Here is a 25,286-nt window from a genome sequence, read left to right as displayed (position 1 = left end):
GGGACATAATATCAGTAGTGTGATTAGCGACATTGAGTACGTGAAGAAGGATCTTCGCCAGAATCTCATGTCCAAACTCGAGGGTGCAATGAAACTGCTCCTCGACACTGCTGTTGCCCACGTTGCTGATGATGCATATTGGCGTGGTGGTATTACTGCTTCACTCCGCTCTCATGGTGTAAAAACCGAACAGCGTGTGGGTGAAATGATGTTCTCCGTTGGAACAGATAAGAAGATTGCTCCGTATGCACCGTTCGTAGAATTTGGTACTGGCGCTCGTAGTGATGAGAAGGGGCCAACGTCAGTTCTCACTGGTAAACCCCACGAACATCCCCCAGGCTACCCGTATGATTCTCCCGATGTGAGTCCGAGTGAACTGATGGGTAGTATTCTCGAATGGATCAAGACGAAGCCAATTGAGACGGATAATATCTGGGCGTCGGCACGGAAGATATCTGAAACGATTGTGAAACTGGGGACGTATGCACACCCGTTCCTTCGTCCAGCGTGGTTCAAACATGAACTAAATCTCAAACGCGCAGTCCGTAGTGCGGTGAAGAAGACCTTCCGATAATGGCAACAAGGCGCAATATTCGTACGGCATTCTATGACGGGTTAGAAGTTGCATCTAACGGTCTTGTTGACCCAGATAACATCGGGGAAGAAGAGCCGAACGAAGAGGAAGACTATCCCGCGATTATCCACTCCGATGACCATCGAAAGGTTCGGATGAACGAGGGTAGTGGTGCTCCATCTGATCTTGTCCGTGATTCTAACGGAGACGTTATTCAGGAAATTTATACCAATGTTCACGAGGGGTCGTTCGGGGTGATGATTCAAGGAATGGACGAGAACCTTCGAGAAGATGTGTACGAGGCTGTCCATTCGTATTTCGAGAAATATGAACATCCAGCGTGGGACGAGACTGACATTCATACGGACGTAAAGTGGGTCAAGGTTCTCGACTCGAATTCTGAGGATAACACCGATGGGTCGCCCACTGTTCGTGGTGATAATCTGATTATTCGGATTGGATACACGAAGGAACACGTCAAAGACGTTGAGTCGATTGATAGTGTTCAAAGAACTATTAGTTAAATATACCAAGGTAACAAAAATATGGCAATTACTTACGGAAACACTGACATTCCATCTGCTCGAGTTACGGTTCGGAGTGGTGGCACGATTGCGATTAGTGCTGCGTTCTCTAACACCGCTGGACTCGTTGGTGTGATGGATACTGATAATGGTGAAGCCACGACTGGTGAAACCATTAGTATTAACTCGTCTTCTGACGCGGAAACACAGTTCGGTGAAACATCCGAGCTTACTGAACAGGTGAAGCTTGCATTTGGCAACGACACCTCGACGGTATATGCGTGTCCCGTCAGCGAGACTGAAGAAACTGAAACGTTTGACACGGTTTCGTCTGGAACTTTTTCGAACGTTCCAGCACTCGATCCGACTGTCCAGCCGAATCACGAGATTACGGCCCAGGATACTACGGAAGGTGCGTCGGTTACGGTAAACATCGTTCGTGAGGAGGGGGAGGATATTGCGAGCCCGACCGATGCAAACACGATTAACCTGAACCCGAACACTGGTGAGTGGGAGGCTGATGAGTCTTCCACGTATGAAATTACGTACACCCACGGTAGCTACAACGAGGCAATTCGGGGTGTTGTGAGCAAAGTTCCACGTCAAGTAGGTGTTTGTACCGAAAATAACCAGATCGTTGGCGAGCTTGGAACGCAACTTAGCGACTATGCAAACGATTTCGGCTTCATGCACGGTGCGTTCGGTCTCAATCCAGAGGTTGATTCCGCAACGTACACGAATTCGTATGACGACCGTCGTCTGATCGCTATCGCACCGTCTCGAGCGTACCTCGATGCTGCGAACGAGAACATGGTTCGGACAGTTGGTGCAGTTGTTGGGAAGCAGGCGTCCAAGGATCTGGGTGATAGCACGACGTATGAGACTGTTGCTGGATTTGCTGATCTTCACACGAAGTACACCAATTCGGAGCTTGGCACACTCATCGATGAGCAAGTTCTAACTCTCCGCCAAGGAGGTGGAATTAAGATTGTCAAGGATATGACTACCTCCACCGATCCTCGATTCGAGCGTATCTTTGCTTCCGAGATTACGGACGAGGCCACTGAAATTAGTCACCAGATTAGCCAGGGATACGTGGGTGAAGCGAACACTCTCACCAACCAGAAGTCTCTCGGAGAATCTCACGACAGTTCTTACAGTGAGATGGAGGACGATGCCCTTCTCGATAATTTCGATGTTGGGGTGTCTGAAGGGGGAGACAATCAGGTCGATCTCGATATCGCACTCGACATTGTTGACGTGATTGACACGGTTGACGTGACGATTACTGTTGGAGATGTCATTCGGAACGGAGGGGCAAGCTAAGGTGATTTATTATGACATGGAATCCTACTAACGCAAACGACGTTGAACTAATCGTCAGTCAGGTCGAACGGGACAATTCTGGTTCTCGTACTGGTGCGACGGAACTGGCTAATACGGCACGCATTGTCGTAGACGAATTCTCCATCGGAACGGAGGAAGACCTCTCTGGGCTGTCGGGAGTTGGAAACCCTCGAGCACTGGGCGTTTCGTCTGGTGACGTGGAAGACACGTTCTCGTTTACTGTGCAGGGCGAAGACGCTGAGCTATTCAAGGGTCTTGCCTCCGATAACGGTCGTGCAGTTGAGCTTGAGATCGTCGTCCGACTTGAAGACTATCGGGACAAGCTTACTGGGGCACGTGCTGGTACTCGCAACCTCTCTGGATCGAGCGGTGATGCAGTTGAATTCGAGGTTGAGGGTCTTGCAACTGGGCGTGATCCTGGTGACAATACGTAGAGTATAGAGCAGTCTAACTAATCGGTTGGTCGGGTGACACTTCGTCACCTGTCATGACACTATTAATAAGTCCTAACAATGAGCGATCTTTTTAAAACACGAGAAAAGGTAGAAAAAGGTGCGGAGTGGCGTGGAAACATTACGATTTCGATTGACGACGAGCAACAGAATCTTTGTGTCCGACAGCTACGTGACACGGAATTCTGGGAAGTGATGTCGTTGGTCGATACTGACGAACTTGAAGAACTTCAGGATAGTCTTCCCGAAGAGAAGATGGAAGACTTTCGTGAACTGCGAGATTCCGAGGAACTAACTGACGAGGAACAGTCTCGCCTCGATTCCCTTCAGGATGAACTTGAGGATGGTGAGGTCAATATGTTCGAAATCATCTCCTCGGATACTTTCAAAGGCATTCAGAAGGCCGCGAAGTATGGAGTTGAACCCGACAATGACGACAAGCGGGAGGCTCTGATCGAGTTTGGTGATAAGATCGAAGAGCAGTATGGTCGAACCACTCAAGAAGAGGCTGCGAAGTACATCAACAATCAGGTTATCCATCCTATGATCGATCGGGCAACTGGATTCGCTTCGTTCTCTATTGGCATCAAGTGTCTTACCGAGTCTATCGGTGACACGGGAAACTTAGAGAATTAGCCGAGTCAGACCAGGGAAACGAGATATTCGCCCTTCATGACAACGGGCGTAAGTTGTTCACCTCGGCACGAGATTGCACGCCAATGCAACGGTTTGTCTACGTAATGGCGAAGAACCATCACACAGACGATCCGAAGAAGGGCGACCCAAGCGGATATGAGAAGGGTCAGGACTTCCAGAATGCGACATCGAAGTTCTGACTAAGCACTTTTTTATGCGGTACAACACGTCGTAGACATATCTATCTCCATTCGTGATTTACCTTACTATAGAGACAACCGATGAGTATCATTCAGATAATTTCAAATTCATCGACATCTTAAAACGGGGGTTAAACTATCGCAGCAATTCAAAATCTCGAAGTTACTGTTGACGTTAATATTAAAAAGGCCATTGCCGCTCTTTCGGAACTACAAGACGAACTCAGAGACCTTGCAGCACAGATTGAAGCCGTTGACGCTCAAGGATCTGAGGGAATTGATATCAATACGAGCGTCGATAACCTTGACACCGAGTTAGCGAAGCTTAAAGCCCAGATGGAGGCGTTTGAAAAGTCTAACGAGGTTGAGATTATGGCAGACGGCGGTAATCTACCCGATCTATTTGGCGCTCATGATAGGGGACCGCTGGAAATCATGGGTCGTGGGGATTTTGACATCGATGATATCCAACCTAATATCGCCAAGATGAGCGAAGATATGAACGCTCAGATGTCTGCCGATATCAATGCAGCACTCGACAGTCCAAAATTCAATCGAAAGAGGGGCAGCCGTCTTTCCAAGATCATAGATAGTCTGGGAGATGGGGTGCGTGACACCCTTAAGAGTGTAAAGGATTTCAGACTCAATATGTCTGACATGCATAATCTCCTTGCCAACATCATGCCGTTGATGTTCACGTTCATCATGGCCATGCCCGCTGCTATTACGGCTCTTATGACGCTTGCCGCCGCTGCTATCTCTGCCGCCGCTGCATTCGGTGCAATCGGCATTCTTGGCGCTGTCGGTAGTGCAATGGGCGACAGTGGTGGAATGCCCGAAATGGAAGACTTCACGGAAATGTTCGAGGAGGTCCGTGATGATCTATTCGAGGCGTTTGCCCCACTCGCCGAGCGTCTCGCACCGCTGTTTGAAGACGGTCTTGACGGTCTCGAGAAGTTCTTCAACGAGGTCGCTGCGGAAGGCGACTCTCTTATGGCGCTGAGAGACTCTTCACGGGAGTTTGGGCGGTTCCTTATCGACTACATCCCTGGAGCCCTCTCTTCAATGGCTGGCACTGTGAAGGCAATGGCACCCGTCTTCGGGGCGATTGGGGAGTACCTTCAGGACACACAGATTCTCCGTACCTTCGTCAATCTGGCAATGGAATCGATGCCACAGTTGAAGGCACTTGCTGGTATGCTGATCGATGTTGCATACGCTCTTACGAAGACCTCTGTCGGATTCGTCATCGTGACGAACGCGGTCCTACAACTCTTCGGTGCTATCGCATCTATCTTCAACCTGTTCGGTATCACGAACGAGATGTTGGGGGTTATTGTGGGAAGCCTCCTCTCCCTTGCGTCGATCGTAGGAATTCTTAGTTTCCTTGTTGGGAATGCATTTGTCGGCGCTCTCGGCGCTGGTGTAGTGGCTATGTGGAACTTCTGGGCTGGTCTTATCGCTACTAACAACGCGCTTGGCTATCTTGCAGTGACGAATATAGGGAGAGCGGTCACATCGATGGTCGCATTCGTTAAGTCTCTCATCGTCGGTCAAACGTCGCTGATATCGTTTGCAGCAAGCGCGTTCACTGCGACGGGAGCATTGGCCGCATTCCTTACAGTCGCCTCACTCGGCGTTCTCGTCGGTCTTGGGGCACTTGCAATGGGGGCGGCAGAGAAGTGGTTAGGTCTTGCAGACGGGATTGATTCTGCAACAAAATCGTTGAAAGAATACGACAGTGTTGCGGGACGTGGTGGGGACGGAATGAATCCCTACCGAGACGGTGGCGCACCTCGAAGTGGTGCTGGATCTTCGTTCAGTACCAGTAGCGGCTCGAGTGTCACTAACTACACTGTCGAATCTACTGGAAATCGGAATAAGGACAATTCGAACCTCTCTGTATCGCAGTGGAGAATGGGGAGGACGAGTGGAGGACAAGCATAAATGTATGAAATTAATATCATTAATGAAGCGGGGGAACGTGACACACAACAGATTGAGTCTCGTGATGTCACGCTGATCGTTGACGGTGAAGAATTTAGTCCCACTGTTGTGGAGCGAATTGAGTATGACGATGAAGGTACTATGGACAGCACCAAAACCGTCTGTGGGGAGACTGAGAACCGTCGAGGGGGTGAGGAAGGCCCAGACATCACGGTTGAAGGAATCGTCGTAGAAGACGAACTGAGCGATCTGAAGGGGCTCAAGCGAGCGACCGAATTAGAGGTTATATCGCCAATTGATAAGAACGACGTTACGGTCAAACGAACGACCATCGAAATGAACACCGATATCATCCACATTATTCCGAATGGTGAAGAGCCGCAACTTGCATTCCCGTTCCAACTACAACTCCAGTATCCTGAAGCATGAGTGTCTCAACTGTTGAAGATACGTATATGGTTCGGGACTTGTCGTGTAAGTCCCCAGATACAGCACACGAGGCTGAGGTGCGAGTAGACGTACGTAACGGTGATGAGTGGGTTAGACTCCCCGTCACGCTTTGTGAGCTTTGGCTAAACAAAGATGGTCCGTCCGACCTCACTCGAACTGCGAAGGTGAAGATCCCAGTTGAATGGGGTGGGGAAGATATGACACAGTACATTAACGGATTTGACCCCCAGTCCGACACTCCGAATTCGCCCTTCGATCAGTGCAGAATCTGGTTCTACGACTTTCAGGATGAATACTATCAGGTAGAGCATTTCGGATACATCGGTGGTGTCGGACCCGCAGCAGAGAACGGTCAAATGAAGTTCTGGGTGTATGACGCAGCCGATCTTATGCGTGGAATTCCCGTTTCTAAATCGTTCGATGATGTCACCATACAACAGCTCCTCAATTTCGTTGTTCGAGGATATGATGATAACGGTGCCCCAGTCGGATTAGAGCATCGAACCATCTTTGACGATGTTGGAATGTATATCGCAGGCTTCCAGAACGTTCGGGTGATAAAGGATCATATCGATCCAACGGACCCAGATGTTGGAGGTGGGGAAGACTTTACGATTGAGGGAAGCCTTCCGATTGTTGGTTCTTTCCAACTCAATATCGATGATGTTATCGATGACATCTTCGAATTTATGCTCCCCAACGTTTCCGATATCATTGACGATCTCGTTGGTGGGGAGAAATCCTTCCGTCGAAATAGACACAACCTTGTCGATGTGATGGACTGGTTTGCTGGCCGTATAGGGGGGAAATGGCATTTCGAGCCAACTCCATACCGCCCAGTTCTATTCTTCGATAACACTGGTGACACTCGAGATAACGACGATCAGTTCGCTCGACGCTTGTTTAATGATAAATACATCGGTGAAGATTTCGAGGGAAATTACACTGATAATATAGACAAAGATTCGTTTGAAGATGTCACCGTGTTGGATAACCAAGCACTCTACGACATTAAACCGTTCAACACGATGCACGTACATGGTGAGGTTCCAGGCGATCTGAAAGCCACTATCTTACCGAACGTCAATAACGAATATTACCCGTATGCAGAACTGAAATATCCACCGCTTGTGGATAACGCTGGAGGATACGAGTATACTGCACCAGTAGTTAATTCGGACGATCTCACCCCGAAGCAAGCAGAGAAGACGGCGATAAACGAGTTTCGCCAACATCTCGAGGAGGAGACCGAGGGCAGCATTCTGCTGAAAGGGGAACCATACATCGCCCCATACGATTATATTAGAACCATTCCAGTGTGTAATGAGACGTACCCCAATCAAAATCTCGCCCCCATTACGTACGAAGTTAACTCCGTGAAACATACTCGGAGTGCAACAGAACAATACAAAACTGAACTTGGTGTGAGCCTTGTGTTTGACGAATCAAAGCTCGAAATCAACTCCGAATACAGAGAGGCATAATGGCGAAGAACAATCCTAAAAACCCACATACAAGAGACGAACAGCACATCCAACATGACATAGCACCACCGCTTTCGAAGGCGACGGTGATGTCTGCGGATAGTCACCCCGATGAAGACGGCTATCATGCGGTGAAGATCAAGGTTCGAGGTGAGAATTCGACCCAAATGGCGAGGGTTTTACCGTTCACAATTGGGTCTGCGTACGTTCCTCGGCAGGACGATGATGTCTCCGTCATGTATGGTGTCAACGATTCTGCGTGGATCGTAGGACCGTGGTATTCGTCTGAAAAGATTGCTGATGAACGTGCCAACCTCCCCGATTACGAGCCTGGAGAGGTCGTTCTCGGAAATCACACTGGGTCTAACATTCGAATTGATAACGACGGAGATATTCACATCAATTCTAACGATGGGGACGTATATATTAACGAGACCAAGCAATAATGTCAACTAACGAATTAACAGATATACGAATAGACGGTAACAGAGATATTGAAATCGGTCATTCGAATGATATTGCTGTTGTAAGTGGGCAAGCAAACGTCGAACAATCGATCTCCATTGCGACGAGCGATTCCATTTCGAAGTTTGTTGGGAGCCGCATTACTGGAACTAATATCAGTCTTCTCGAGAAGCGAGTTGAAGATGCGCTTGAGGACGATCCACAAGTCGGTGAAGTTCTCGACGTAACCATTCTTGAATTTGATAAGCGGAATGACACAATTGAAATCGGTGTCGAACTTGTTGAAGACGAAGATTTCACAATTGAGGTTTAAAATTACATGCCTGTTGAAGACGGAGAATATGTTGAACTAACGGAGAACGAGATTGTTAACGCACTCGAGAGCGAATTGCAAAGTGAATTTGGGAATAACATCGACCTAACAGAGTCGTCAGTTTTCTCAACATTCGCTGAGGTTATGGCGGCTGTTAGTAACGGCAACCAAGAACAGAGTCTTGGTGAAGTATACGAGAGTGGTTTTCTCGATACCGCAACTGGAGAGGATCTTGATCGCGTAGTCGCAATTGTCGGCATCCAACGCCGATCTGCTATCCACGCAACTGGTGTCCAGCAGTTCCGAAGTGATGATCCAGTCACAACGTCGTATAACATCCAGCGTGGAACGGTTATCCAAACTCAAGGAAACTCGTCTGCGCAGTTTGAGACCAGTGAGACCACGTATCTCCGATATATAGACGGGTTTGAAAGCGATGCGCTATCCGACTGGGGAGGTGACGTTGGAAGCGGTACGTTCGATACTGTTGCAATGAACGCGAGCGAGGGTTCAATCTCTCTCGAGGCAAATGCAACGAATGGAGACCACATCTACAAATCGGATGAGCTTGTCGATATTGGATCCACTATCGAATCCGATATCTATGCAGAAAGCAATACTGTTCCGACCTTCACATTCGGTGTTCAAAGCATTGACAACCACTATCAGGTTGCTATCGATACCAATTTAGGAGAAGTGCGAATTGAGAGAGTGGAGGATGGTGTTGTAGTTAATACTATTGACACACAGAATGAGACTGTTCCAACTGGAGAACACGTCCATCTTGTCGTTGATTGGTCTATTACTGGAAATATCGGTGTTGAAATAACTGACCAGAGTGGAAATAAGTATACCGCTGGTGGTGTTGACTCGAGTAATACCATTTGGCGAAACGGATATGTCGGATTCAAAAGTCTCGATAGTAGTGGGAACAAATACATCGATGAAATCAGCATGAGTGCTGTAAGTGTGAACATCCGTGCAATTAACGGGGGTTCTCACGGGAATGTTGGTGCCGAATCGATTAACGTCCTTCCTTCCCCACCCGCTGGCGTCGATGGTACGTCTAACCTCTACCCAACATCCGATCAGAGCTACAACGACATCAACGGAGATCCGTTCGTCGTCGGGCGTGGGGAGGAGGACGATGATAGTCTACGAGAACGTGCCAGGGACAGTGTTTCCAGCGGTGGTGACGCAACTGTCGCTGCCCTCACATCCGAACTGTTGAATGAAGTTAGTGGCGTTCGTTCCGTCACTCTATACGAAAATAAAACCAATTCAACAGATGTAGATGGGTTACCACCGTATTCATTCGAAGCAGTAGTGTTCGGTGGTGACGATCGTGAGGTGGCTGGAGCAATCTTTGATAAAAAGGCAATTACTTCCCGAGACCACGGTGGTGCTCACGGTACGGAACAGATTATAACCGTTACATCTGAATCTAATGGACAACAGTTCGACATCTCCTACTCCCGCCCCAGTTCTGTCAATATCGATATGGAGATGGATATTGTCGTCAATGATACGTATGTTGGAAGTGAGACTCTCAGAGACGAGATTGTTAGCTATGTTGGCGGTGTTAGCTCTGACGACACCGACGTTGTTGGACTTGAATCGGGTGAAGATGTTCACGCTAATGAGATAGAAGATATCATTCTCGGGGAAGATGAGACGGGTGTTATCGGATTCAATAACGATGCATCTGCGAACGACATCACGTTTACGCCAAGTACGACCACCAATAGCTACGGTCTTGAGGTGGTTAGCGTTGGTGAAAATGAGGTAGCTCAGACTGATGCTACTGACGGTAGTATTCAAATTAACGTCACAGAAATCTAATAATGAGTGAGTATATAGACGAAATAATCGATTCCAATTTCGATAGTTCTGATAACTGGACTATTGGCGGCGATGCAGCCATACGGAATGGGCGAGCCCGCATCACTCCAGAGAGTGTTGAGTCTGAAGGCAATATCACTCTCAGAAACCATCTCACTGAAAATGTATGGAGGTGTGATTTCAGACTCGACATAGAAAATGATGACTCTGGATCTGAACGAGAAGTGGCGATACTCTTCTTCCATGATGGTGTAGGAGAGTTATGGCAGCCAGATAACGGATACTACGTCTCGTTTGACCATGCCGACAATGAAGTTCGCCTCGTTCATCGAGTTGATGGGGAGGACAATATAACCCGATCGGGAGGGTTTGAGATTAGCGGGAACAGCAATGAGGAGAAACACCACATCCGTATTTCCTACGATTACGGGAATGTGAGTGTGTTGGTCAATTCACAAAACGCATTCGAAACGACAATTGAATCGCCAGACACCGAACATTCGAGATTCGGGTTTGGCGGTCGTACTGGATCTGACAATGCATCCGCACAGTACGTTGATAATGTTAAATTAAACACACTCACTACGAGGAATATAAGCGAGGCATCAAGCGAGTGGGATAATGGTGGTCTCACGTTTGGTGAGGGGTCTAACTCCTACAAGTTGATGCGAGCCCTCCTTTCCATCCGAGATAGGCAGGATCAGGCTCTTTACGACATCAAACGTGCCAAACACATCGATACTGCTGTTGGTGAGGAGCTTGACAAAATCGGCCAACTCGTTAACCTCGATCGGCGTAGTGGAGAAGCAGATGCAAAGTATAGAGCCCGTCTCAAAGTCCAGTTCCGTGTTGGGAATATCGGAACGACGTTTAATGAGTTTGTGGAGTTTGCTGCGTCGGTCCTTGAAACGACAGTAGACGAGATAAGCATCGGTTTTAGTTTCGATATCAATCCAGCCACAGTTGAATTTTCTGCCCAGTCGAATGTCTATGACAACGCGGCCCTCACCCGCCAAGAGGTTCAAGACTTCCTCTCTCGTGGCGTTCCTGCTGGACACGATGTTAACGCATCTGAGCAAGGAACGTTCATTCTCAAGGGAGATGATGAGCCAAACGACCCAGAATTAGGATTAGGGGGCGATAGCGGTGATGATAATGGAACACTTGCAGGAGATATTGTTTAGAGTCATTCGTGATTTATCTTACTATAGAGCAAACGTATGAGTGATTTAGAAAACGAATTCCCAAGTTGGGGTGAAACGGGCGAACTCCCCACGTCTGGGACGTATTATGAAAAGGGAGATCAGGTGAATGAAAAACACCTTGATGCGCTATGGTATAACATCAAGACCCATTTCGACTCGACAAACACCGCTATTCGAGATCGGATTAGGGATATCGAAGGTGATGTAATCCTCGACAGCGGGCTTGTCTCTTCAGAAGGCACTGGAACGCTCGAGATCGACGTGAGTGCGTCTTCTGAGGGAGCCTATGTTGATGGGCAAAAAACTGGATCGATCGGCTCCACGACCGTCACACTGTCTTCTAATGGTGGTACCTCCACTCGAACGGATTCGGTGTGGGTTAACACCAATGGGAGTGTCGGGAAAACTGACGGAGCTACGTCTGTTGCTACCGATCGAATGAAGATTGCTGAAGTGGATGTTGCAACTAACGACAGTGTTTCAGCGGTTCGGAATGTGGGTCGAGATCGTGTCCACACATTCGCATCTGAGAATAATCCCAGTAATCAGTCCGATGGGGATCTCTGGTACGACCTCCTATCTGACAAATTTAAAGGTCGTGTCGGAGGTGCATGGCGTAACTTCGCCACTGAAACGTGGGTAAATAATGGTATCCAATCGGAATTTAATACCCACGCAGCCGATGAAGGCAACCCTCACAACGTTACTGTTGGTCAGTTAGATGCGTATTCTACGAGTGAGACGTATTCTACGACACAAGCAGATTCTAACTTCGCTCCAGCAAGTCATAACCATGATGGGAGGTATTATACTGAAAATGAATCTGATTCAAGATATATTCAATCAATCCCATCAGAAACACAAGTAACCGCAACACAATCGGGGTGGGCCAACAAATCTGAATCACTAAATGAAATAATTGATGAATATGACGTTACAGTAGTCAATACAGATTCCAATTATGATGCCAATTACCGATATACAATGTCCTTTGAAAGTAGGACAGATATTGTACTAACGGGAACTCTACAAGAAAATGAATCAGTAACACTTACTGGTATTATAGACCCATCAGACAATCTTACTGGTACAACTATTGAGACAACCAATGTTAGTGGAGACCGTGCTGCAATGCAATCTGAATCATTTCACATCGTGGGATACCCACACAAACACGGAATATAATAATGCCAACAAGAGATCAACTTACGTATAAACGATTAAATGCATTGATTCGACTGATTACCGAAAATAACGAAACGGAAGCGGGTGAAATGCCGCCTATCAAATATCTAAATAGCATACAATATACAAAAAACCTCGATAGACCAGACAAAATATGTGAATACTGCCAAAAAGCAGGCGAGCATCTTCAAGATTATGAATCTGCTTAACGCTGACGACGACTGGATTGAATCGACACGTCGTTGGCTTTATCCTAAGCTACACCCATATCTGAAAAAGATCGGTGGATATGGTATCGGAACTGTTGGTGAAAATCAGTACGTTATGACAACCGAGATTAGTGAAGAACCACTCGAGGTGGAATTGGTTGATCTCGGTTTCGTACGCAATCCTATAGCGTGCTACAAGACTCTTGAGGACGGTCGAAAATCGGAAGGGTCGTGGGTCCTCTACCACAATGAAGCGCCTCAGATCGTCGCTGAGGGGATGCAACTACACGTTACGCTGTTCAATGATAATGGGGGTATGGGAATCTACGCCCATTACGAGCATGACTGGCGTGCTGATTGGTGGGCTCACCTCAATGAGAAAGACTTCAGCCCCGAGAAGGGTGTCGAGAAAGCGACCGAGGCGCTACATCCGATAGATAATGTAGAAGTAAAAACAGTTAAATAATGTCAGAATTTAGTTTTATAAGTTCAAAAGTTGACGTAGAAAGTGGTAGTAGTTTCATCCCAACCAGACACGATGATGAAGAAGATGTGTTCATTATCGACACGCTGATTTTAAGCGAATCGGTTGATGTGTTTTGGGAACGTGATGTTGACGAGGATGGTGAATTCGAAATATCGGTGAAACTCGATTCACTATCTTCTGGAATATCAAGCAATAATTCCATACCTGTTAATGAGTATAAGAATTCGCGTGTTAGAATTGTAAATACTGGCTCGGGTGTGGGGGACTTTACAGTTATGGGTGACCTTCTGTGAGTGGTCTAAACTCAACTGGATTGGGGGATCATGAGCAATTCGATTCGGTAAGTACAGGTGAGCTATCGAACATCGCTCGGTTCGTCTCTCCCGATGATTCGCTGTCCGATATCAACAGCGAACTCTCCACCCCTGGAGTGGTCTGGTTCAAGCAAGGCACATACTCGCTTAGTGGGACTGTCTCCGTGGGAACGGAAAACCTCACAATCGTCATCGAGGACGGGGCAACCGTTGAGTTGGCCGACGACGCTACACCGACGACGCTCATGGACGTACAGGGAGACGAGCACGATCTCCTCCTCTATAACAATGGCTACGATAGGGTTGATCTCATCTGCCGTGGAGAGTTAGACGGAAATCCAACGAGCCACACCACTCCGAAGGCATTTTACTGGGGTTCGTCACACGGATCTACACTCGATGGCCAAGGCGGTGAGATCCTTGGTGGCGTCGGATTCTTGACCGATTGTGACTCTGGTACAGTGAAGAACTGGCTAAGTACCTATGCAGGTGTTTCACAGGCAACTATCGGAGCGGAAGGGTGCCGTGGAACGACGTTCAAAAACATCAAGAAAGACGCATCTGACGGCGAGGCGCTTGACCTCAACGCTGCCAACGAGTACTGTAAGGTTGACACTGTAATCGGGATGGAGTGCAACGAAGTCTTGGACATCGACGCACGGAAAACGGAGATTCATAATGTCATTGGACGAAATGTAAGTAAACTCGTTGACATCAGTGGTGGCGGAGGGAATGGGCGCTTCAGCAGTCGGTACATCGAAAACGGAGACGGCATCACCGTAGACGGGATCAAGGGGGATTGCGGTGGCAACGCGATCTTCGTCAACGATACGAATAACAACACAGTGCAGGACCTCAAACTGCTGGGGATTGACATCGAGCAGACCGAATCCACAAACGATGTCCGCACCATCGACATCAATAGTGCTCACACCGACATGTGCAACGGGCTGAAGATCGAAGGGGCCGTCAGCCACCAGTCCACGGGAAAGGCTGCGGTGCAACTACGCGGATCTGGGCTGTCAAGTGGTCTGACTCTCGACCTCGATATCACAGCTCCGAACCAGAGTGGGATTTCGATTGAGTCGTTTGAAAATATCAGGGGGTCCGTGTATGTTCACGACTGCGGAGCAGACGGGTTTTTGACCACACAAAGAGTCAGCAACCTCGACATCACACTTCATACGATGAACAACGGCGGCGACGGAACCCAACTCAACGGCTCAGACCTCCAGATTAGTGGGGCAGCCTACGGTAACGGGGGGACGGATCTACTGCTTCAGGCTAACGCATCTTCCCCCGTCAGACTCGATATGCGATATGGGTCGTTCTTCGACGGGGGCAGTGTCGCTGTCGAGGCGAGTTATTCGTAATGTTCTGACGCCCTGTTGCCGCCGTTCGACACGCCAATCACACCTGAAAGAAAGTATATTTGGAATTTGGTAGTTATCGTGACGGGGGTGGGCCACCAATCGAAGTAACACGCAAGTAGTACGTAACAGTTAAGTAAGTACAGTTCTTATTAACGTATAGGGGGGAGTGCGGTGTGGTTTGGGGTCTAATGGTTCCAATTTTACATGGGAATAAAGACCTTAACAAAGAAGTTTATCGGAGAGCCGTGGTTGACCTTATTGTTTAGCAGCAAGGCGGTTGAAGAAATGGCGTATGCCTCGTCAGTGCTACCGCCAAAAATCGGTTTTCCGATCGAAGCACAGAAGATGCTGTCACTCGCCGTCGTTTCTGGCGTGTTGTGGTACTATTTTGGTGACGATGTCGAGGAGACAATTAACGAGACAGCGGAGTCTATCTCAGATGATGTATAACAGAACATTAAAGTGTACGCAGTACGTAAGTATATTATAAGATGAGTGTAAGTAGGAAAGTTCTGGACGGAGTTGGGCCAGACGGAATTGATGTCCGTCAATATACAGATCCTGATAATGGTGTCAAACTACCGTCTGTTACTACTGTCTTGAAGACTCGAGACGACGATAAGTCCAATCTATATGCTTGGCAGGATCGTAACGATGGTGAGGGTGACAACGCCCACCACGAGCATCTCTTTTGGTACAAGCGCAATCGGGGTACATTGTGCCACTGGTATGCCCTAAAGAAACTCGATGTGAATCTCGAGTGGTCTGAAGACGAAGCAGACTCATTCTGGGTTCTCAATAACATCGATAAGATCAATGACGATTCTGACATCTTCGTAGAAGATAGTCAACTCGGTGAGTTTGTTATCGACGGGTCTGACCACGAGGAGATTCACGACAGTTCTCCTCGAGACGTTCTTTACTCGGTCCTCAAATCACAACACGCTGTCGAGACGTGGGGTGAGTTTTATGATGAGTATGGGGCGTACGGAACCCACGACCATTATTCGGACGCCCTCACAGCACAGTGTAAGCGAGATCGAGAACACTTCGAGGATGTCTTTGACGAGATCGTCACGAAGCTTGGAATTGAGGACGAGCATGTACTTGCCGTCGAGGAATTCCTGTTCAACATCGAGGACGGATACGCTGGACAGGTCGATCTGGTGTACGAGTGTCCTGAGACGGGGGATGTTGTGGTCGCTGACCTGAAGACCTCCTCTGGCTGTTATGCAAAACACAAAATCCAAGGCTCTGCCTACGGGAATTCGGTGGAGAAACTACTCGGTCTTGACGTTGACCGATTAGAGGTGTGGCGCATTCATCCTGATAGCGGACAGTGGGCCGTTCACTGCCATGATGAACCGACCGAGATACATACGTCCAACTGGTGGAGGAAGTCGTTTGACGACCTACTCAGCGACTTCATGGACCTTGCAGACGACTTCGAGTATTCAGAATAATGACAGAGAAGCCAATTCACGAACCGTTCGAGTGTAGCGAGTGTGAAGGAGAGCTTATCTTAGATGGGGATGATAAGCGGTGTTCTGACTGTGGTCTCATCAACGGATATACCACAGTATCACGTACTGAAAGCCAAAACCCGTGGGAAGAGTGGTGGGACTACCGTCGAAACGATGATGACATTAGCGGTTGGTTCGGAAAAGACAGAATCACTATGGTCGGCGGATTTTTATCGCCCTGGTTTTCGGATGAAGGAGAGTTAGCGATCTAACGCTTTTCTGCAAACGTAACGTCTGTGAATTCGTAGTTGACCGTTCCAGCCAACTTTTCTCCTTCTGCAAAACTACCCAGATCAATATCGTAGTATATGTCTCTACAGTACCAGAGATACTTATATCCGTATAGAACTACAGTTTCTTCTTCTATACCACATCGCTCAAATTCTTTATAGATGGATGTGTAGCTATTTTCAACGAAGTCAAATTCTATCTTGAGTGTGTCCACCCCTTCATATGGGGTATTTAGACCGACACACAGACCGTCGATATCGTCTTGTTCGAGGTGGACCCTTGGGGTTTCGACTGCAAAACACCCCACCATAGCGGCAATTTGGAGATCCATCACCACTCGTGTTTCTATCTCGTTCATGCTGTTGCAGCCTCCGCCGAATCCAGTTCGAATGGTTGGATGCAGTGGTCTGGAACCCCAGTCTCGTATAAGATCTTTCGATGGTCGTCCAGGCCAGCGGTACTTGACTCCCAGTAGGATAGACACGGCTTCACCATAGAGATACTGTCAGAGGGCGTGAGACGAGCGCCATGCGTTTTCTCCTCCGCCTTGGTGATAGTAGACCATGCGTCGTCAAAGCCGCCCACGTCGCCCTCAAGACGCTTGAGTAGATATTCAGCGTGAAGGACGATGATCTCACGGTGGTCGAATTTGATACAGACGTATGCGTCTCCCCAGTTGGGTGTCCCCTCAATCAGTCGTTCAAGTTCCTCTTTCCCAGTTTCATCGTCATTCCCACCGCTCATAACGCTGACACGCTTTCCTTCGTCACCGCTACGTTTTTTCAGTTCGATGAAAGCACCGTGACAATGACCGTGATAATCTTGGGGCCATATTACCTCGAGATCATAGTACGTGTCTCGAGCGTTGCCAGAGTGGTCTGGAACGGCTGCATGGACGAACCGCTGATCGGTATCAACGACGATATCGTGAACTGTATCCAGTTCGAATGTGCGTCCTTTATTCGCCATTATCAGAGTAGTTGGGTGAGATGTCTAAGACCGTCAGACAGGATGAGGATCCCCACCAACATCATTGCTGTGTAGTATTTGTCTTCATATTCGTACTTTTCTCGGTCTTCGAACCAAGCCTTTGCGAATTCTACAGCACTGTAACCACCGACTCCAGTCATTACCGCTCCAAGTGTTAAGTCAATAATCATTCTTCACTCACCTCACTATCTGCCCGAATCGCATCCACATCCCAGTCAACTTCTTCTCTCATTTCTTTTAGTTCCTCCCACGCCTCTTCTGCTGTTTTTGAACCGTTCTTCGCTTGTTTAAACAACTCTGCTGCCCTATCGCTCATTCGAATGCCTCAATTGGAATTGTCAACTCTCCTCGGGTTCCGTCGTCGGCCTTAAATTCTATTAGGGTGTATCCGTCATTTTCCTTCACTCGTACTTCTGTGTCCCCGCCGAGGTCGAGGTGGGTACTTCCATTCGGTTTTGACGCTTTAAGTTCCCCGTCTACTGTATTGGCGTATTCAGACGGACCCAGTTTCTTGTATTCTCCCCTATGCATTACTCTTCACCCAGAAACACGTTCGCCCCCACATCTCACACCCAAAGGGCGGGTAATCGTCTTCAGGATCGTAGATTAGACCCCCCTCCGCTGCTCGACCCCAATCGTCTGGGTCGTGAACACTGTCGTTGGTGTGGACGTAGAGCGTGACCGCTTCATCGCACTCACAGTCGATTGCGTAGTACTTGTGGTTGTATACGTCGTCTGCCTCAATCCACTCTTCATCAGCGAACATAGGGCGGTCGCTGAGACACTCTTCAGTTACTTCGATCTCCTTCGTCTGATCGGGCTCTACGTCGCTGTAATCGTCTTGTCTATCGTGGTATAGTTTAACAGTTGCTTTCATAACAACTAACACTCTCTGCGATCTCGTTTGTCGATGTTGGTTCGTGCAATACCATTGCCATTAGTGCTGCACCAATTGTGATGTAGAAGAGCGCTTTTACAAACTCCTCAACACCACCGTCTGGACCGAAGAACGATGATAACCACTTCGGTCCTGTACTACTCTCCTGGCTCATTTCCGCTCGTTCAGATCGGTATATCTCATCACCCATTTGTTAGCATGATGAAGGTCAGTACAACCATCACTCCGAACACGATCTTTTGTATTCGATTCATACGTTGAATTTGACCACTGGGGAGAAGATGTGAACGGTCTTAAATTCTCCAGTCACCTTCGTCTCCCGCAGTTCTGGATTGCCGAACGTTGCTGTTTCATCTCCCTCAAGCGTGAACGACACCATCTTGTCCCACGGTGGGAGGAACGCATTGTGTTTGTTGAATTCGAATATGACGAGTGGCATGACCTGTTCACGGTGAACCTCACCGTAGAACACGTTCTCGGGCTCCGTTTCGACGTATTCCATGTCGAACACTCGTTTACATTCGAACGTCGCTGTGGGGCTCTCACCAATACGTTCTTTTAACTCGTCTGAGGTGTAACTCATTCCTTGTATCGAACTTCAACAGCCTGTTCTGTTTCACCATTTGGCGTCGTACCATCACGGATGTTGAAGTACGTCACATTTTCCTCGTTGTTCTCGATATCGTCAGCCGTATCTCGAAGGATGTCAGCGATATTTTTGTTGTGGTCGTTCATTCTTGAATCTCCTCGAGATCGATGAGCCGAGTTGTTTCAGCGTCTTGAGTGATTTTTGTTTCAAGTTCAAATCCAATCTTCACCACATCATCTGATTCTACAATTACGGAATCTGCGGCAGAATCAATGAGTGCTTCACCATCTTCGATATCATTTGCAAGGGTGTGAAGCGCTTCAATGATGTCTTCGGAGTTGATATCGTACGACGTAACCAGTAGTCCCATTATTATCGTGCCTCCTCGACAGCGTTGTGAACGTCATCTTTCACTTCGTCGTAGGCTGCTTGTTTTCGCTGTTGAAGGTCTTCATCATCGATCGTCTGCCCCATTCCAAACTCGTCGTCGGCGGTGTCGGTATGAGACCACGCCGAGGGCCACGAATATCCGTATAGTTCTACACCATCGTTTTGTGGAACGAATCGCACACCAACACCGTTTGACGCTTCTGCTTTGATCCGAGTCACACGGATATCGTCTTGGTCAAAGAACATTGTTTACACTCTATAGTAGGGTATCAAGCAATAAAAAGGTATCGAAATGGTAACTACGTGACTACAACAGATTGAGTGCCGCCCACACAAATAATACGACTGGGGTGAAGTAAATTAAAGCAATAAAAATTTGGTCACTCATAACACCTTTTCTGTGATGTAATCGAGGTTGTCGTATAGATCCTCGTTAGTACTCACGACGAGATTGCCGTCTGGTGCTCGAAACGTTCGATCAACAAGCGGGCAGTCACGTGCTGCGTCTTTACACTCGCCGTACGTGAGTCGGAGATCATCATCACTGTCGTAGTGGCGAGCCAGTTCTCCCCAGTACCAGTCGTGTGGAACTTCCATGATGATGTTCCGCTCACCCACCTCCTCGCTTTCCAAATCTACGAGTGTAAAGTACAGGAACACAGGAACGTCGTACGCCTCAGCCCAGTAGGAGTAGTGGGTGAGGTGACGGAGGTTGAACTTCCCAAGCCAGTCGGGGTTAGCTTTTGTCTTGATGTCGCACACGCCCTTGAGATCGTACTCTCGTTCTCCCTCGACGTGTTCACTGATTAGACCACCATCCGCCGCCACGCCTTCTTCAGACGACTTTGCAATGGACGCATCAGAGGGCCAGAACGTTGGCGCTCCGTAATCCCCTTGCGGTTCCCACAGCCGTAGGTCCATCTTATTGTCGAATATGAGCCCGTCTCCATCGTCGTGGCGCTGGTCGATGCCCCAGTTTTCTACCTCGAGACCAATCTGGTGGAGCCGCCCAGTGAGGTATGCTTCACCGATATCGTGCTTATCGTAGTTATTGACGAGACTGTTCCACTCTTCACGTTGCAGATCTTCGGGGTCCAATCGTTCTCTTCGTTCCATTACAATTCCTCTGCTGCGTTGAGTAGGCGTTCTGCCACCCTTTCGCTGATCTCATCTGGAACATGATCCAGACCAATGTTGTCGCGTTCAAACACCAAGTCTCCATTCTCGTATATCTTTACACTTATCTTGTAGAGAGTTCCAGTAATTTCATTGAAGTGAAACTCGTACTGCTCTGTACATCGTTCACCGTAGAGGTTCGCCCTTGTCTTCTGAGTTACTTCGAATGTCATTGTTACAGTGAATCAGTATCTCCTTCAGCCCAGTCCATCGCATTCTTCATTGCCTGGAGTTGGGTGTACTCGAGGAGGTTGATGTCTTTTAGAAGGTCGTATTCCAGTTCGTCACGGACTTGCCAATACTCACCGTTCTCACTATCTCGGATGAGGAGTAGTCCAGCCCGCTTTGCCTGCCAGATGGACAAGACGAGTGGTTTCACAGCGTGCTCAGATTCCGCATCACGTTCGATGCGGTTCTCGATGATCGAGATACCGCCCTCGATCTCCTCGTCAGTACGCATAGTACTTCCCTCCGTGGAATGCGTTCGGGAAGTTAACTGGTAATACAGGCCAAGTTGGACTTTGCATACCCAGTAGTAGGGCGTCTGGCTACAAAAAGGTTACTACTTGGTAACTACGCGGCAGCCACTTCTGCCTCAGATGTCTGGGCGTATTCCTCACCAATTTCAACACCGATATAATTTCTATCCAATTCGTCTGCAACTTTACCCACGGTACCAGATCCAGAGAAGGGGTCCAGAACAGTTCCACCTTCGGGGACACATGATTCGATGATCGGTTTTACAAGTTCCTCTGAGAACGTTGCATTGTGACCATCGGTGCTGCTCGATGTCGGTGTCTTCACCACATCACCTGGGTTCTTCTTCCCACCAGTCTTTGCCTCCACCTTAATGCTGTCGAGATCAAAGTAGTAATCCTGATCGACGGTGAAGAAGTAGAAGTGTTCCCACGACGTGTTCAGTCGATCTCGAACTGGGTGTGGGACAGGGTTGGACTTGTGCCACACCTTATCGTTTCGTAGAATGAAATCGTAGTCGTCAACCATCTCTATTACAAATCGTTCTGGCACGAGACAACGGGATTTTCGTGGAATAGACACATCGTTGTTCCAGTAGTTCTCCTCTGGGACAAACGATTCTTTAACATCCTCAGATGGGTCTTTCCACGCACCGTTGCCACTTCCAGAGTATTTGTCGTCAATGTTCACCCACATGGACCCGCTGTCCTTCAGCGCATCTTGATAGGAACTGAAAATCTCAGTGAGGTGGGAAACATAGTTCTGCGGAAACGGCTCTTGACCCAATTCACCATACCATCCGTCAGGCCACTCCATACGGGCGTCGGGGTACTTCCGCATCTTCCAGTACGGTGGAGATGTGATAATCGCATCGACGCTGTTATCGTCTAATTCATCACCGTTGGCAATGGAGAGCGCGTCCCCATGAATGATGGTTCCGACCATTACACATCAATAGAGGGACTGTGGTCATAAAAAGGTTACTACTTGGTAACAACTATGCAACTACATGAACGATGTGATGTCCGACTGTTCGCTGTCACTCAACGCTTCGTCAAATGACCAATTCAGCGGTCCCATGATCGGCCGCAAAGGATCTCGAAGCGTCTTCTCGATCATCGTATCGTAGTCAACGATGAACTCGTCTGGCACCCTCTCAGGATGCTCTACGGACAGCGCATCAACGACATCGCCGTCTTCTGCGGTCTCGGCGCTGTAGGTCTTCGGCCAATCGCCACGGACCTTGTCTATCGCAAGGAACTGTGGCTTCGAACCCTCACCCATCTGCTCCCAATCGAAATTCTCGTTGGCGTACTTAGCACCTCTGTAGGTGCTCGAGGGGCGTTTAGAGGCGCTACCGTACTCGCTTGGGTCCTGCCCCATCCCCTTCGGACGGGCGATATACGACAGCGGTTTCTCACCGTCTTTGATCTGCTCGACTGTGTTTTGTATCGCGTCATACGCTTCACGACGGGCCTCTTCACCATCATCGATACGGAGGATGGTCTCGATAACATCACTGACCATCTCCCGAGTAACGACAGCCCGATCAGACCGAACCACGTCGATTCCAGTGAAGCTCAATTCTGGTGGGTCGAGCCACTCACCTTCGTCCCAGGCGGTGATCTCTGCATATCGCTTCTTCGCTTTTTCCTTCGTGACGCCTTCTGGAACGAACAACCAAGGAGAGTAAGACTCAATCTCCAGTTCGATATACGTCCCATCACTGTTGAATTCTTCAGCGGCAAACTCATCGTAACTATCGTTGACCATGTCACACGCCTCGATAGCGAGATCAACGATCTGTTGCTGCTCATCCCGATTGGAAGCGTTCATGAACGGAATGCTTGTCATGACACTGTCCGTGTCTCCACCGACCTGATAGGCGTTCCGACCGTCGTAGTCGTACTTGTCCTTCAGTTCGTTGAGCGAGTTGACGTACTTCTCTGCGGAGTGTTGAATGACCTTTCGACCGTAGAGCGTAATCGACTCAGCGACACGCCAATCGAACAGGCGGTATCCTTTCCCGTAGGAATCGCTGTCGCCGTAGACGCCCCACACGGAGTTGACGACCTGTTTGACAGGACCGTAGAGGTCGGTTCCATCGTAGTCGTCCTTCAGACCCATAACGTGGTCCACGACCTTGTTCATGAACCCCTCCTTAATTTCAGGCTTGAGGTAGTAACATTTCTCGTACTCTGGTTCCGCAGCCCCGTCCATATCTGGTGGGTTCTTCACGTTGTCTGGACGGGTGTCGATATACGACCACCGACAGTCTTCTTCGGTGTACTCAGACGCCTCGAGATCCTCTGCGGTGCCAATAATCGTCTCTGGGGAGAGGTTGCACGTACGGAAAGCGTTCGGATATTCCGACCACACGTCGGGGTAAACGGCGTTCGGGTGTCGCCCTAACTCTGGTTCGAAGACGTAGCCGCCGTAGAACCACCCACGTTCTGGTTTCTCGTTCGTGGGGAGAGCGACGTTACGCTCGTGTGCAAAGCGAAGGATGTAGTGATCGAGAAGGTCGATATTGTTGTGACAGTCACCCCACTGCGCCCCAGTAAGCTTTCGGAGGTTCTGGAACAGATCGGTGACGCCCGCTGCTACGTCGATTCCGAGGACGGCCTGAACGTCACGAATGTTGTATTCGATGAACGCGGCTGGATCCCGCTTCCAGGCGTCGTCAATATCCTCCATTTCCAACTTACCTATCGGCAATTCTTCGGAGGAGATGTTCTTGAGCCCGTATCCGCCCTTGGGTTTCGACCAGCGTGTTTTCTTATACGCTTTCATCTGGTCATGAAACTCTACACCCTTGGCTCGAGGACCCCAATGGCTGTCCCACACCTCCCCAAACGGAGACCAATCTCGGTAGGACAGATCGTTCTTGGACTGACAACGGTTGATGAGGTACGGAAAGTCGAACGGCTTGCCTTTGTCCGTACAACTCGAATTCCATCCGCTCAATAGGTCTGGGCGTCGTGCTTCAACGTACTTGTTGAAGTTATGACGCATGTCGCCCTCGTCACTGAAGACTTTGACATCCTCAATCGGGACTGTGAGATCTTCGTAAATCGGCTCTCCATCGTCGTCCTCATCGATTTCGACGGAGATAGTTTCTGGCCGATGATCGATAACGAGGTTTTCTACTTCAACGTCGCTGTAGTCCCAATCGGGATGTCGTAGGACCCACACCGTATAGGCGTCCGTGTGACTGTCGTGAGCGGTGATTGCGGTGACTGGATGATCTGCATCAGATGGGTCTGGAAAACCGTCTGGCGACTCCACCTCGATGTCTATCGTGACCGTACGTGGGTCGGCTTTCCACGTTGGTTCCTCGACGGGTGTGACATCATCGACGTTGACTCGGTAGTCTCCTTGACACGATTGTGGTTCCCACGTCTCATCGAGATCGACTTCGAAGTGGGTTTTGATCCCAGTATCGATAAGAAAACGATTGACGTAAAATACGTCTGCTTCCCACGTTTTATCAAAGTATTCTCGAAGCCCCTTCTTGTCGTTTTTCCCATTGATCTGGCCTGGGAGGTTGCAGTATACTTTGACGAGTGACTGGCCTTTAATCGATTGGTGGCCTTCTTCGGCGTAGTCTACCCAATCGTTGTTTGCTACTCGTTTCGAGTAGGCGTCTTCAGGGATATAAAAAGAGGGTTTATGACCGACAATTTCAACGTGTCTCTGTTCACCTTCTTTGTCTCGAGTCAGCGTGTGGATAATTGGCTTACCAAACTCATCCTCGTGCTCGATATTCATCAAGTGGAGTTCTTCAGTATTCTCCTCGACAAAATCACCTAATCCAGACATCCTCTTACTTACCAAGTACGTACCGACTACTTATAAGTATTTCGTATTGTGAAAGACTTTTCTGTAAACATGATCTATACGGAACTGGGGTCGGATCATCTTCACCCATGTCCACCCGACCCCACTTACTTTCAAGAATAATTGTATCTATTTCACAGATACTGGCAGTAAGCATGATCCAAA

At 48.6% G+C, this 25,286-nt stretch carries 34 protein-coding genes; 18 read left to right on the top strand and 16 right to left on the bottom strand.

The genetic code is table 11. The features are described 5' to 3' along the window. The first annotated feature begins 19 nt into the window (after positions 1–19). From LDH74_RS03625 to LDH74_RS03540, 18 genes are all read left to right on the top strand, one after another. A complete protein-coding gene (locus LDH74_RS03625) occupies positions 20–574 on the top strand; it encodes an HK97-gp10 family putative phage morphogenesis protein (protein ID WP_255680918.1) in 555 nt (184 codons plus the stop codon). After that, entirely contained in the window at positions 574–1,098 is a 525-nt protein-coding gene (locus LDH74_RS03620; RefSeq protein WP_226041172.1) for a hypothetical protein, read from the top strand. The genes LDH74_RS03625 and LDH74_RS03620 overlap by 1 nt, the downstream gene beginning before the upstream one ends. A 21-nt stretch (positions 1,099–1,119) precedes the next feature. Continuing rightward, on the top strand, positions 1,120–2,424 hold the full coding sequence (locus tag LDH74_RS03615) for a DUF2586 family protein (protein ID WP_226041171.1): 1,305 nt from the start codon (positions 1,120–1,122) through the stop codon (positions 2,422–2,424). A gap of 11 nt (positions 2,425–2,435) precedes the next feature. Beyond that, positions 2,436–2,879, top strand: a complete 444-nt coding sequence (locus tag LDH74_RS03610; protein WP_226041170.1) for a hypothetical protein — start codon at positions 2,436–2,438, stop codon at positions 2,877–2,879. A gap of 78 nt (positions 2,880–2,957) precedes the next feature. Beyond that, positions 2,958–3,533 carry a hypothetical protein gene (locus tag LDH74_RS03605; RefSeq protein ID WP_226041169.1) on the top strand — a complete coding sequence of 192 codons (576 nt, stop codon included), beginning with the start codon at positions 2,958–2,960 and terminating at the stop codon, positions 3,531–3,533. A gap of 536 nt (positions 3,534–4,069) precedes the next feature. Beyond that, positions 4,070–5,680: a hypothetical protein gene (locus LDH74_RS03600; RefSeq protein ID WP_226041168.1), complete on the top strand. Its 1,611-nt coding sequence runs from the start codon at positions 4,070–4,072 to the stop codon at positions 5,678–5,680. Beyond that, positions 5,681–6,109 carry a hypothetical protein gene (locus LDH74_RS03595; protein WP_226041167.1) on the top strand — a complete coding sequence of 143 codons (429 nt, stop codon included), beginning with the start codon at positions 5,681–5,683 and terminating at the stop codon, positions 6,107–6,109. Positions 6,110–6,327: 218 nt separating this feature from the next. After that, on the top strand, positions 6,328–7,614 hold the full coding sequence (locus tag LDH74_RS03590; protein WP_226041166.1) for a hypothetical protein: 1,287 nt from the start codon (positions 6,328–6,330) through the stop codon (positions 7,612–7,614). Continuing rightward, a complete protein-coding gene (locus tag LDH74_RS03585) occupies positions 7,614–8,060 on the top strand; it encodes a hypothetical protein (RefSeq protein ID WP_226041165.1) in 447 nt (148 codons plus the stop codon). The genes LDH74_RS03590 and LDH74_RS03585 overlap by 1 nt, the downstream gene beginning before the upstream one ends. Beyond that, positions 8,060–8,392 (top strand): hypothetical protein, encoded by a 333-nt coding sequence (locus LDH74_RS03580; protein WP_226041164.1) that lies wholly within the window; start codon positions 8,060–8,062, stop codon positions 8,390–8,392. Before LDH74_RS03585 ends, LDH74_RS03580 begins: the two co-directional genes overlap by 1 nt. A 6-nt stretch (positions 8,393–8,398) precedes the next feature. Beyond that, positions 8,399–10,234 (top strand): baseplate J/gp47 family protein, encoded by a 1,836-nt coding sequence (locus tag LDH74_RS03575; protein ID WP_226041163.1) that lies wholly within the window; start codon positions 8,399–8,401, stop codon positions 10,232–10,234. Between the two features lie 2 nt (positions 10,235–10,236). Next, positions 10,237–11,418 (top strand): hypothetical protein, encoded by a 1,182-nt coding sequence (locus tag LDH74_RS03570; protein WP_226041162.1) that lies wholly within the window; start codon positions 10,237–10,239, stop codon positions 11,416–11,418. A 36-nt stretch (positions 11,419–11,454) separates the two neighbouring features. Beyond that, positions 11,455–12,624: a hypothetical protein gene (locus tag LDH74_RS03565; RefSeq protein WP_226041161.1), complete on the top strand. Its 1,170-nt coding sequence runs from the start codon at positions 11,455–11,457 to the stop codon at positions 12,622–12,624. Between the two features lie 156 nt (positions 12,625–12,780). Continuing rightward, positions 12,781–13,299 (top strand): hypothetical protein, encoded by a 519-nt coding sequence (locus LDH74_RS03560; RefSeq protein ID WP_226041160.1) that lies wholly within the window; start codon positions 12,781–12,783, stop codon positions 13,297–13,299. Next, positions 13,299–13,613 (top strand): hypothetical protein, encoded by a 315-nt coding sequence (locus LDH74_RS03555; protein WP_226041159.1) that lies wholly within the window; start codon positions 13,299–13,301, stop codon positions 13,611–13,613. Before LDH74_RS03560 ends, LDH74_RS03555 begins: the two co-directional genes overlap by 1 nt. Beyond that, on the top strand, positions 13,610–15,007 hold the full coding sequence (locus tag LDH74_RS03550) for a hypothetical protein (RefSeq protein ID WP_226041158.1): 1,398 nt from the start codon (positions 13,610–13,612) through the stop codon (positions 15,005–15,007). Before LDH74_RS03555 ends, LDH74_RS03550 begins: the two co-directional genes overlap by 4 nt. Positions 15,008–15,211: 204 nt before the next feature. Further along, complete coding sequence (locus LDH74_RS03545) at positions 15,212–15,457, top strand: hypothetical protein (protein WP_226041157.1); 246 nt, start codon at positions 15,212–15,214, stop codon at positions 15,455–15,457. Positions 15,458–15,498: 41 nt separating this feature from the next. Next, positions 15,499–16,470, top strand: coding sequence for a hypothetical protein (locus tag LDH74_RS03540; RefSeq protein WP_226041156.1), 972 nt, complete (start codon positions 15,499–15,501; stop codon positions 16,468–16,470). A gap of 268 nt (positions 16,471–16,738) precedes the next feature. On the opposite strand, the gene LDH74_RS03535 is transcribed toward LDH74_RS03540, so the two are convergent. The 16 genes from LDH74_RS03535 to LDH74_RS03460 form a co-directional block, all read right to left on the bottom strand. Next, entirely contained in the window at positions 16,739–17,119 is a 381-nt protein-coding gene (locus LDH74_RS03535) for a hypothetical protein (protein WP_226041155.1), read from the bottom strand. After that, positions 17,116–17,730 (bottom strand): hypothetical protein, encoded by a 615-nt coding sequence (locus LDH74_RS03530; RefSeq protein ID WP_226041154.1) that lies wholly within the window; start codon positions 17,728–17,730, stop codon positions 17,116–17,118. Before LDH74_RS03530 ends, LDH74_RS03535 begins: the two co-directional genes overlap by 4 nt. Positions 17,731–17,732: 2 nt before the next feature. Next, positions 17,733–17,891 (bottom strand): hypothetical protein, encoded by a 159-nt coding sequence (locus LDH74_RS03525; RefSeq protein WP_226041153.1) that lies wholly within the window; start codon positions 17,889–17,891, stop codon positions 17,733–17,735. Positions 17,892–17,917: 26 nt separating this feature from the next. Further along, complete coding sequence (locus tag LDH74_RS03520) at positions 17,918–18,067, bottom strand: hypothetical protein (RefSeq protein WP_226041152.1); 150 nt, start codon at positions 18,065–18,067, stop codon at positions 17,918–17,920. Next, positions 18,064–18,282, bottom strand: coding sequence for a hypothetical protein (locus LDH74_RS03515; protein ID WP_226041151.1), 219 nt, complete (start codon positions 18,280–18,282; stop codon positions 18,064–18,066). Before LDH74_RS03515 ends, LDH74_RS03520 begins: the two co-directional genes overlap by 4 nt. Next, positions 18,275–18,628 (bottom strand): hypothetical protein, encoded by a 354-nt coding sequence (locus LDH74_RS03510; protein ID WP_226041150.1) that lies wholly within the window; start codon positions 18,626–18,628, stop codon positions 18,275–18,277. Before LDH74_RS03510 ends, LDH74_RS03515 begins: the two co-directional genes overlap by 8 nt. Further along, a complete protein-coding gene (locus LDH74_RS03505; protein WP_226041149.1) occupies positions 18,612–18,803 on the bottom strand; it encodes a hypothetical protein in 192 nt (63 codons plus the stop codon). Before LDH74_RS03505 ends, LDH74_RS03510 begins: the two co-directional genes overlap by 17 nt. Before the next feature lie 96 nt (positions 18,804–18,899). Next, complete coding sequence (locus tag LDH74_RS03500; RefSeq protein ID WP_226041148.1) at positions 18,900–19,151, bottom strand: hypothetical protein; 252 nt, start codon at positions 19,149–19,151, stop codon at positions 18,900–18,902. A gap of 77 nt (positions 19,152–19,228) precedes the next feature. Next, positions 19,229–19,384 carry a hypothetical protein gene (locus LDH74_RS03495; RefSeq protein WP_226041147.1) on the bottom strand — a complete coding sequence of 52 codons (156 nt, stop codon included), beginning with the start codon at positions 19,382–19,384 and terminating at the stop codon, positions 19,229–19,231. After that, the gene (locus LDH74_RS03490) at positions 19,381–19,608 is read right to left on the bottom strand and encodes a hypothetical protein (protein ID WP_226041146.1); all 228 of its coding nucleotides are present in this window, start codon (positions 19,606–19,608) and stop codon (positions 19,381–19,383) included. The genes LDH74_RS03495 and LDH74_RS03490 overlap by 4 nt, the downstream gene beginning before the upstream one ends. A 2-nt stretch (positions 19,609–19,610) precedes the next feature. Then, a complete protein-coding gene (locus LDH74_RS03485) occupies positions 19,611–19,874 on the bottom strand; it encodes a hypothetical protein (protein WP_226041145.1) in 264 nt (87 codons plus the stop codon). A gap of 138 nt (positions 19,875–20,012) precedes the next feature. After that, complete coding sequence (locus tag LDH74_RS03480) at positions 20,013–20,744, bottom strand: hypothetical protein (protein ID WP_226041144.1); 732 nt, start codon at positions 20,742–20,744, stop codon at positions 20,013–20,015. Then, complete coding sequence (locus tag LDH74_RS03475; RefSeq protein ID WP_226041143.1) at positions 20,744–20,977, bottom strand: hypothetical protein; 234 nt, start codon at positions 20,975–20,977, stop codon at positions 20,744–20,746. The genes LDH74_RS03480 and LDH74_RS03475 overlap by 1 nt, the downstream gene beginning before the upstream one ends. Before the next feature lie 2 nt (positions 20,978–20,979). Further along, positions 20,980–21,264 (bottom strand): hypothetical protein, encoded by a 285-nt coding sequence (locus LDH74_RS03470; protein WP_226041142.1) that lies wholly within the window; start codon positions 21,262–21,264, stop codon positions 20,980–20,982. Positions 21,265–21,377: 113 nt separating this feature from the next. After that, positions 21,378–22,226, bottom strand: a complete 849-nt coding sequence (locus LDH74_RS03465; protein WP_226041141.1) for a site-specific DNA-methyltransferase — start codon at positions 22,224–22,226, stop codon at positions 21,378–21,380. 60 nt (positions 22,227–22,286) lie between these two features. Beyond that, complete coding sequence (locus LDH74_RS03460) at positions 22,287–25,103, bottom strand: DNA polymerase domain-containing protein (protein WP_226041140.1); 2,817 nt, start codon at positions 25,101–25,103, stop codon at positions 22,287–22,289. Between the last annotated feature and the right edge of the window lie 183 nt (positions 25,104–25,286).

This window comes from Natrinema sp. DC36 (assembly GCF_020405225.1).
Lineage (GTDB): Archaea > Halobacteriota > Halobacteria > Halobacteriales > Natrialbaceae > Natrinema.
The sequence above is the reverse complement of the archived record's forward strand: the minus strand, read 5'-3'. Positions and strand labels throughout refer to the sequence as shown.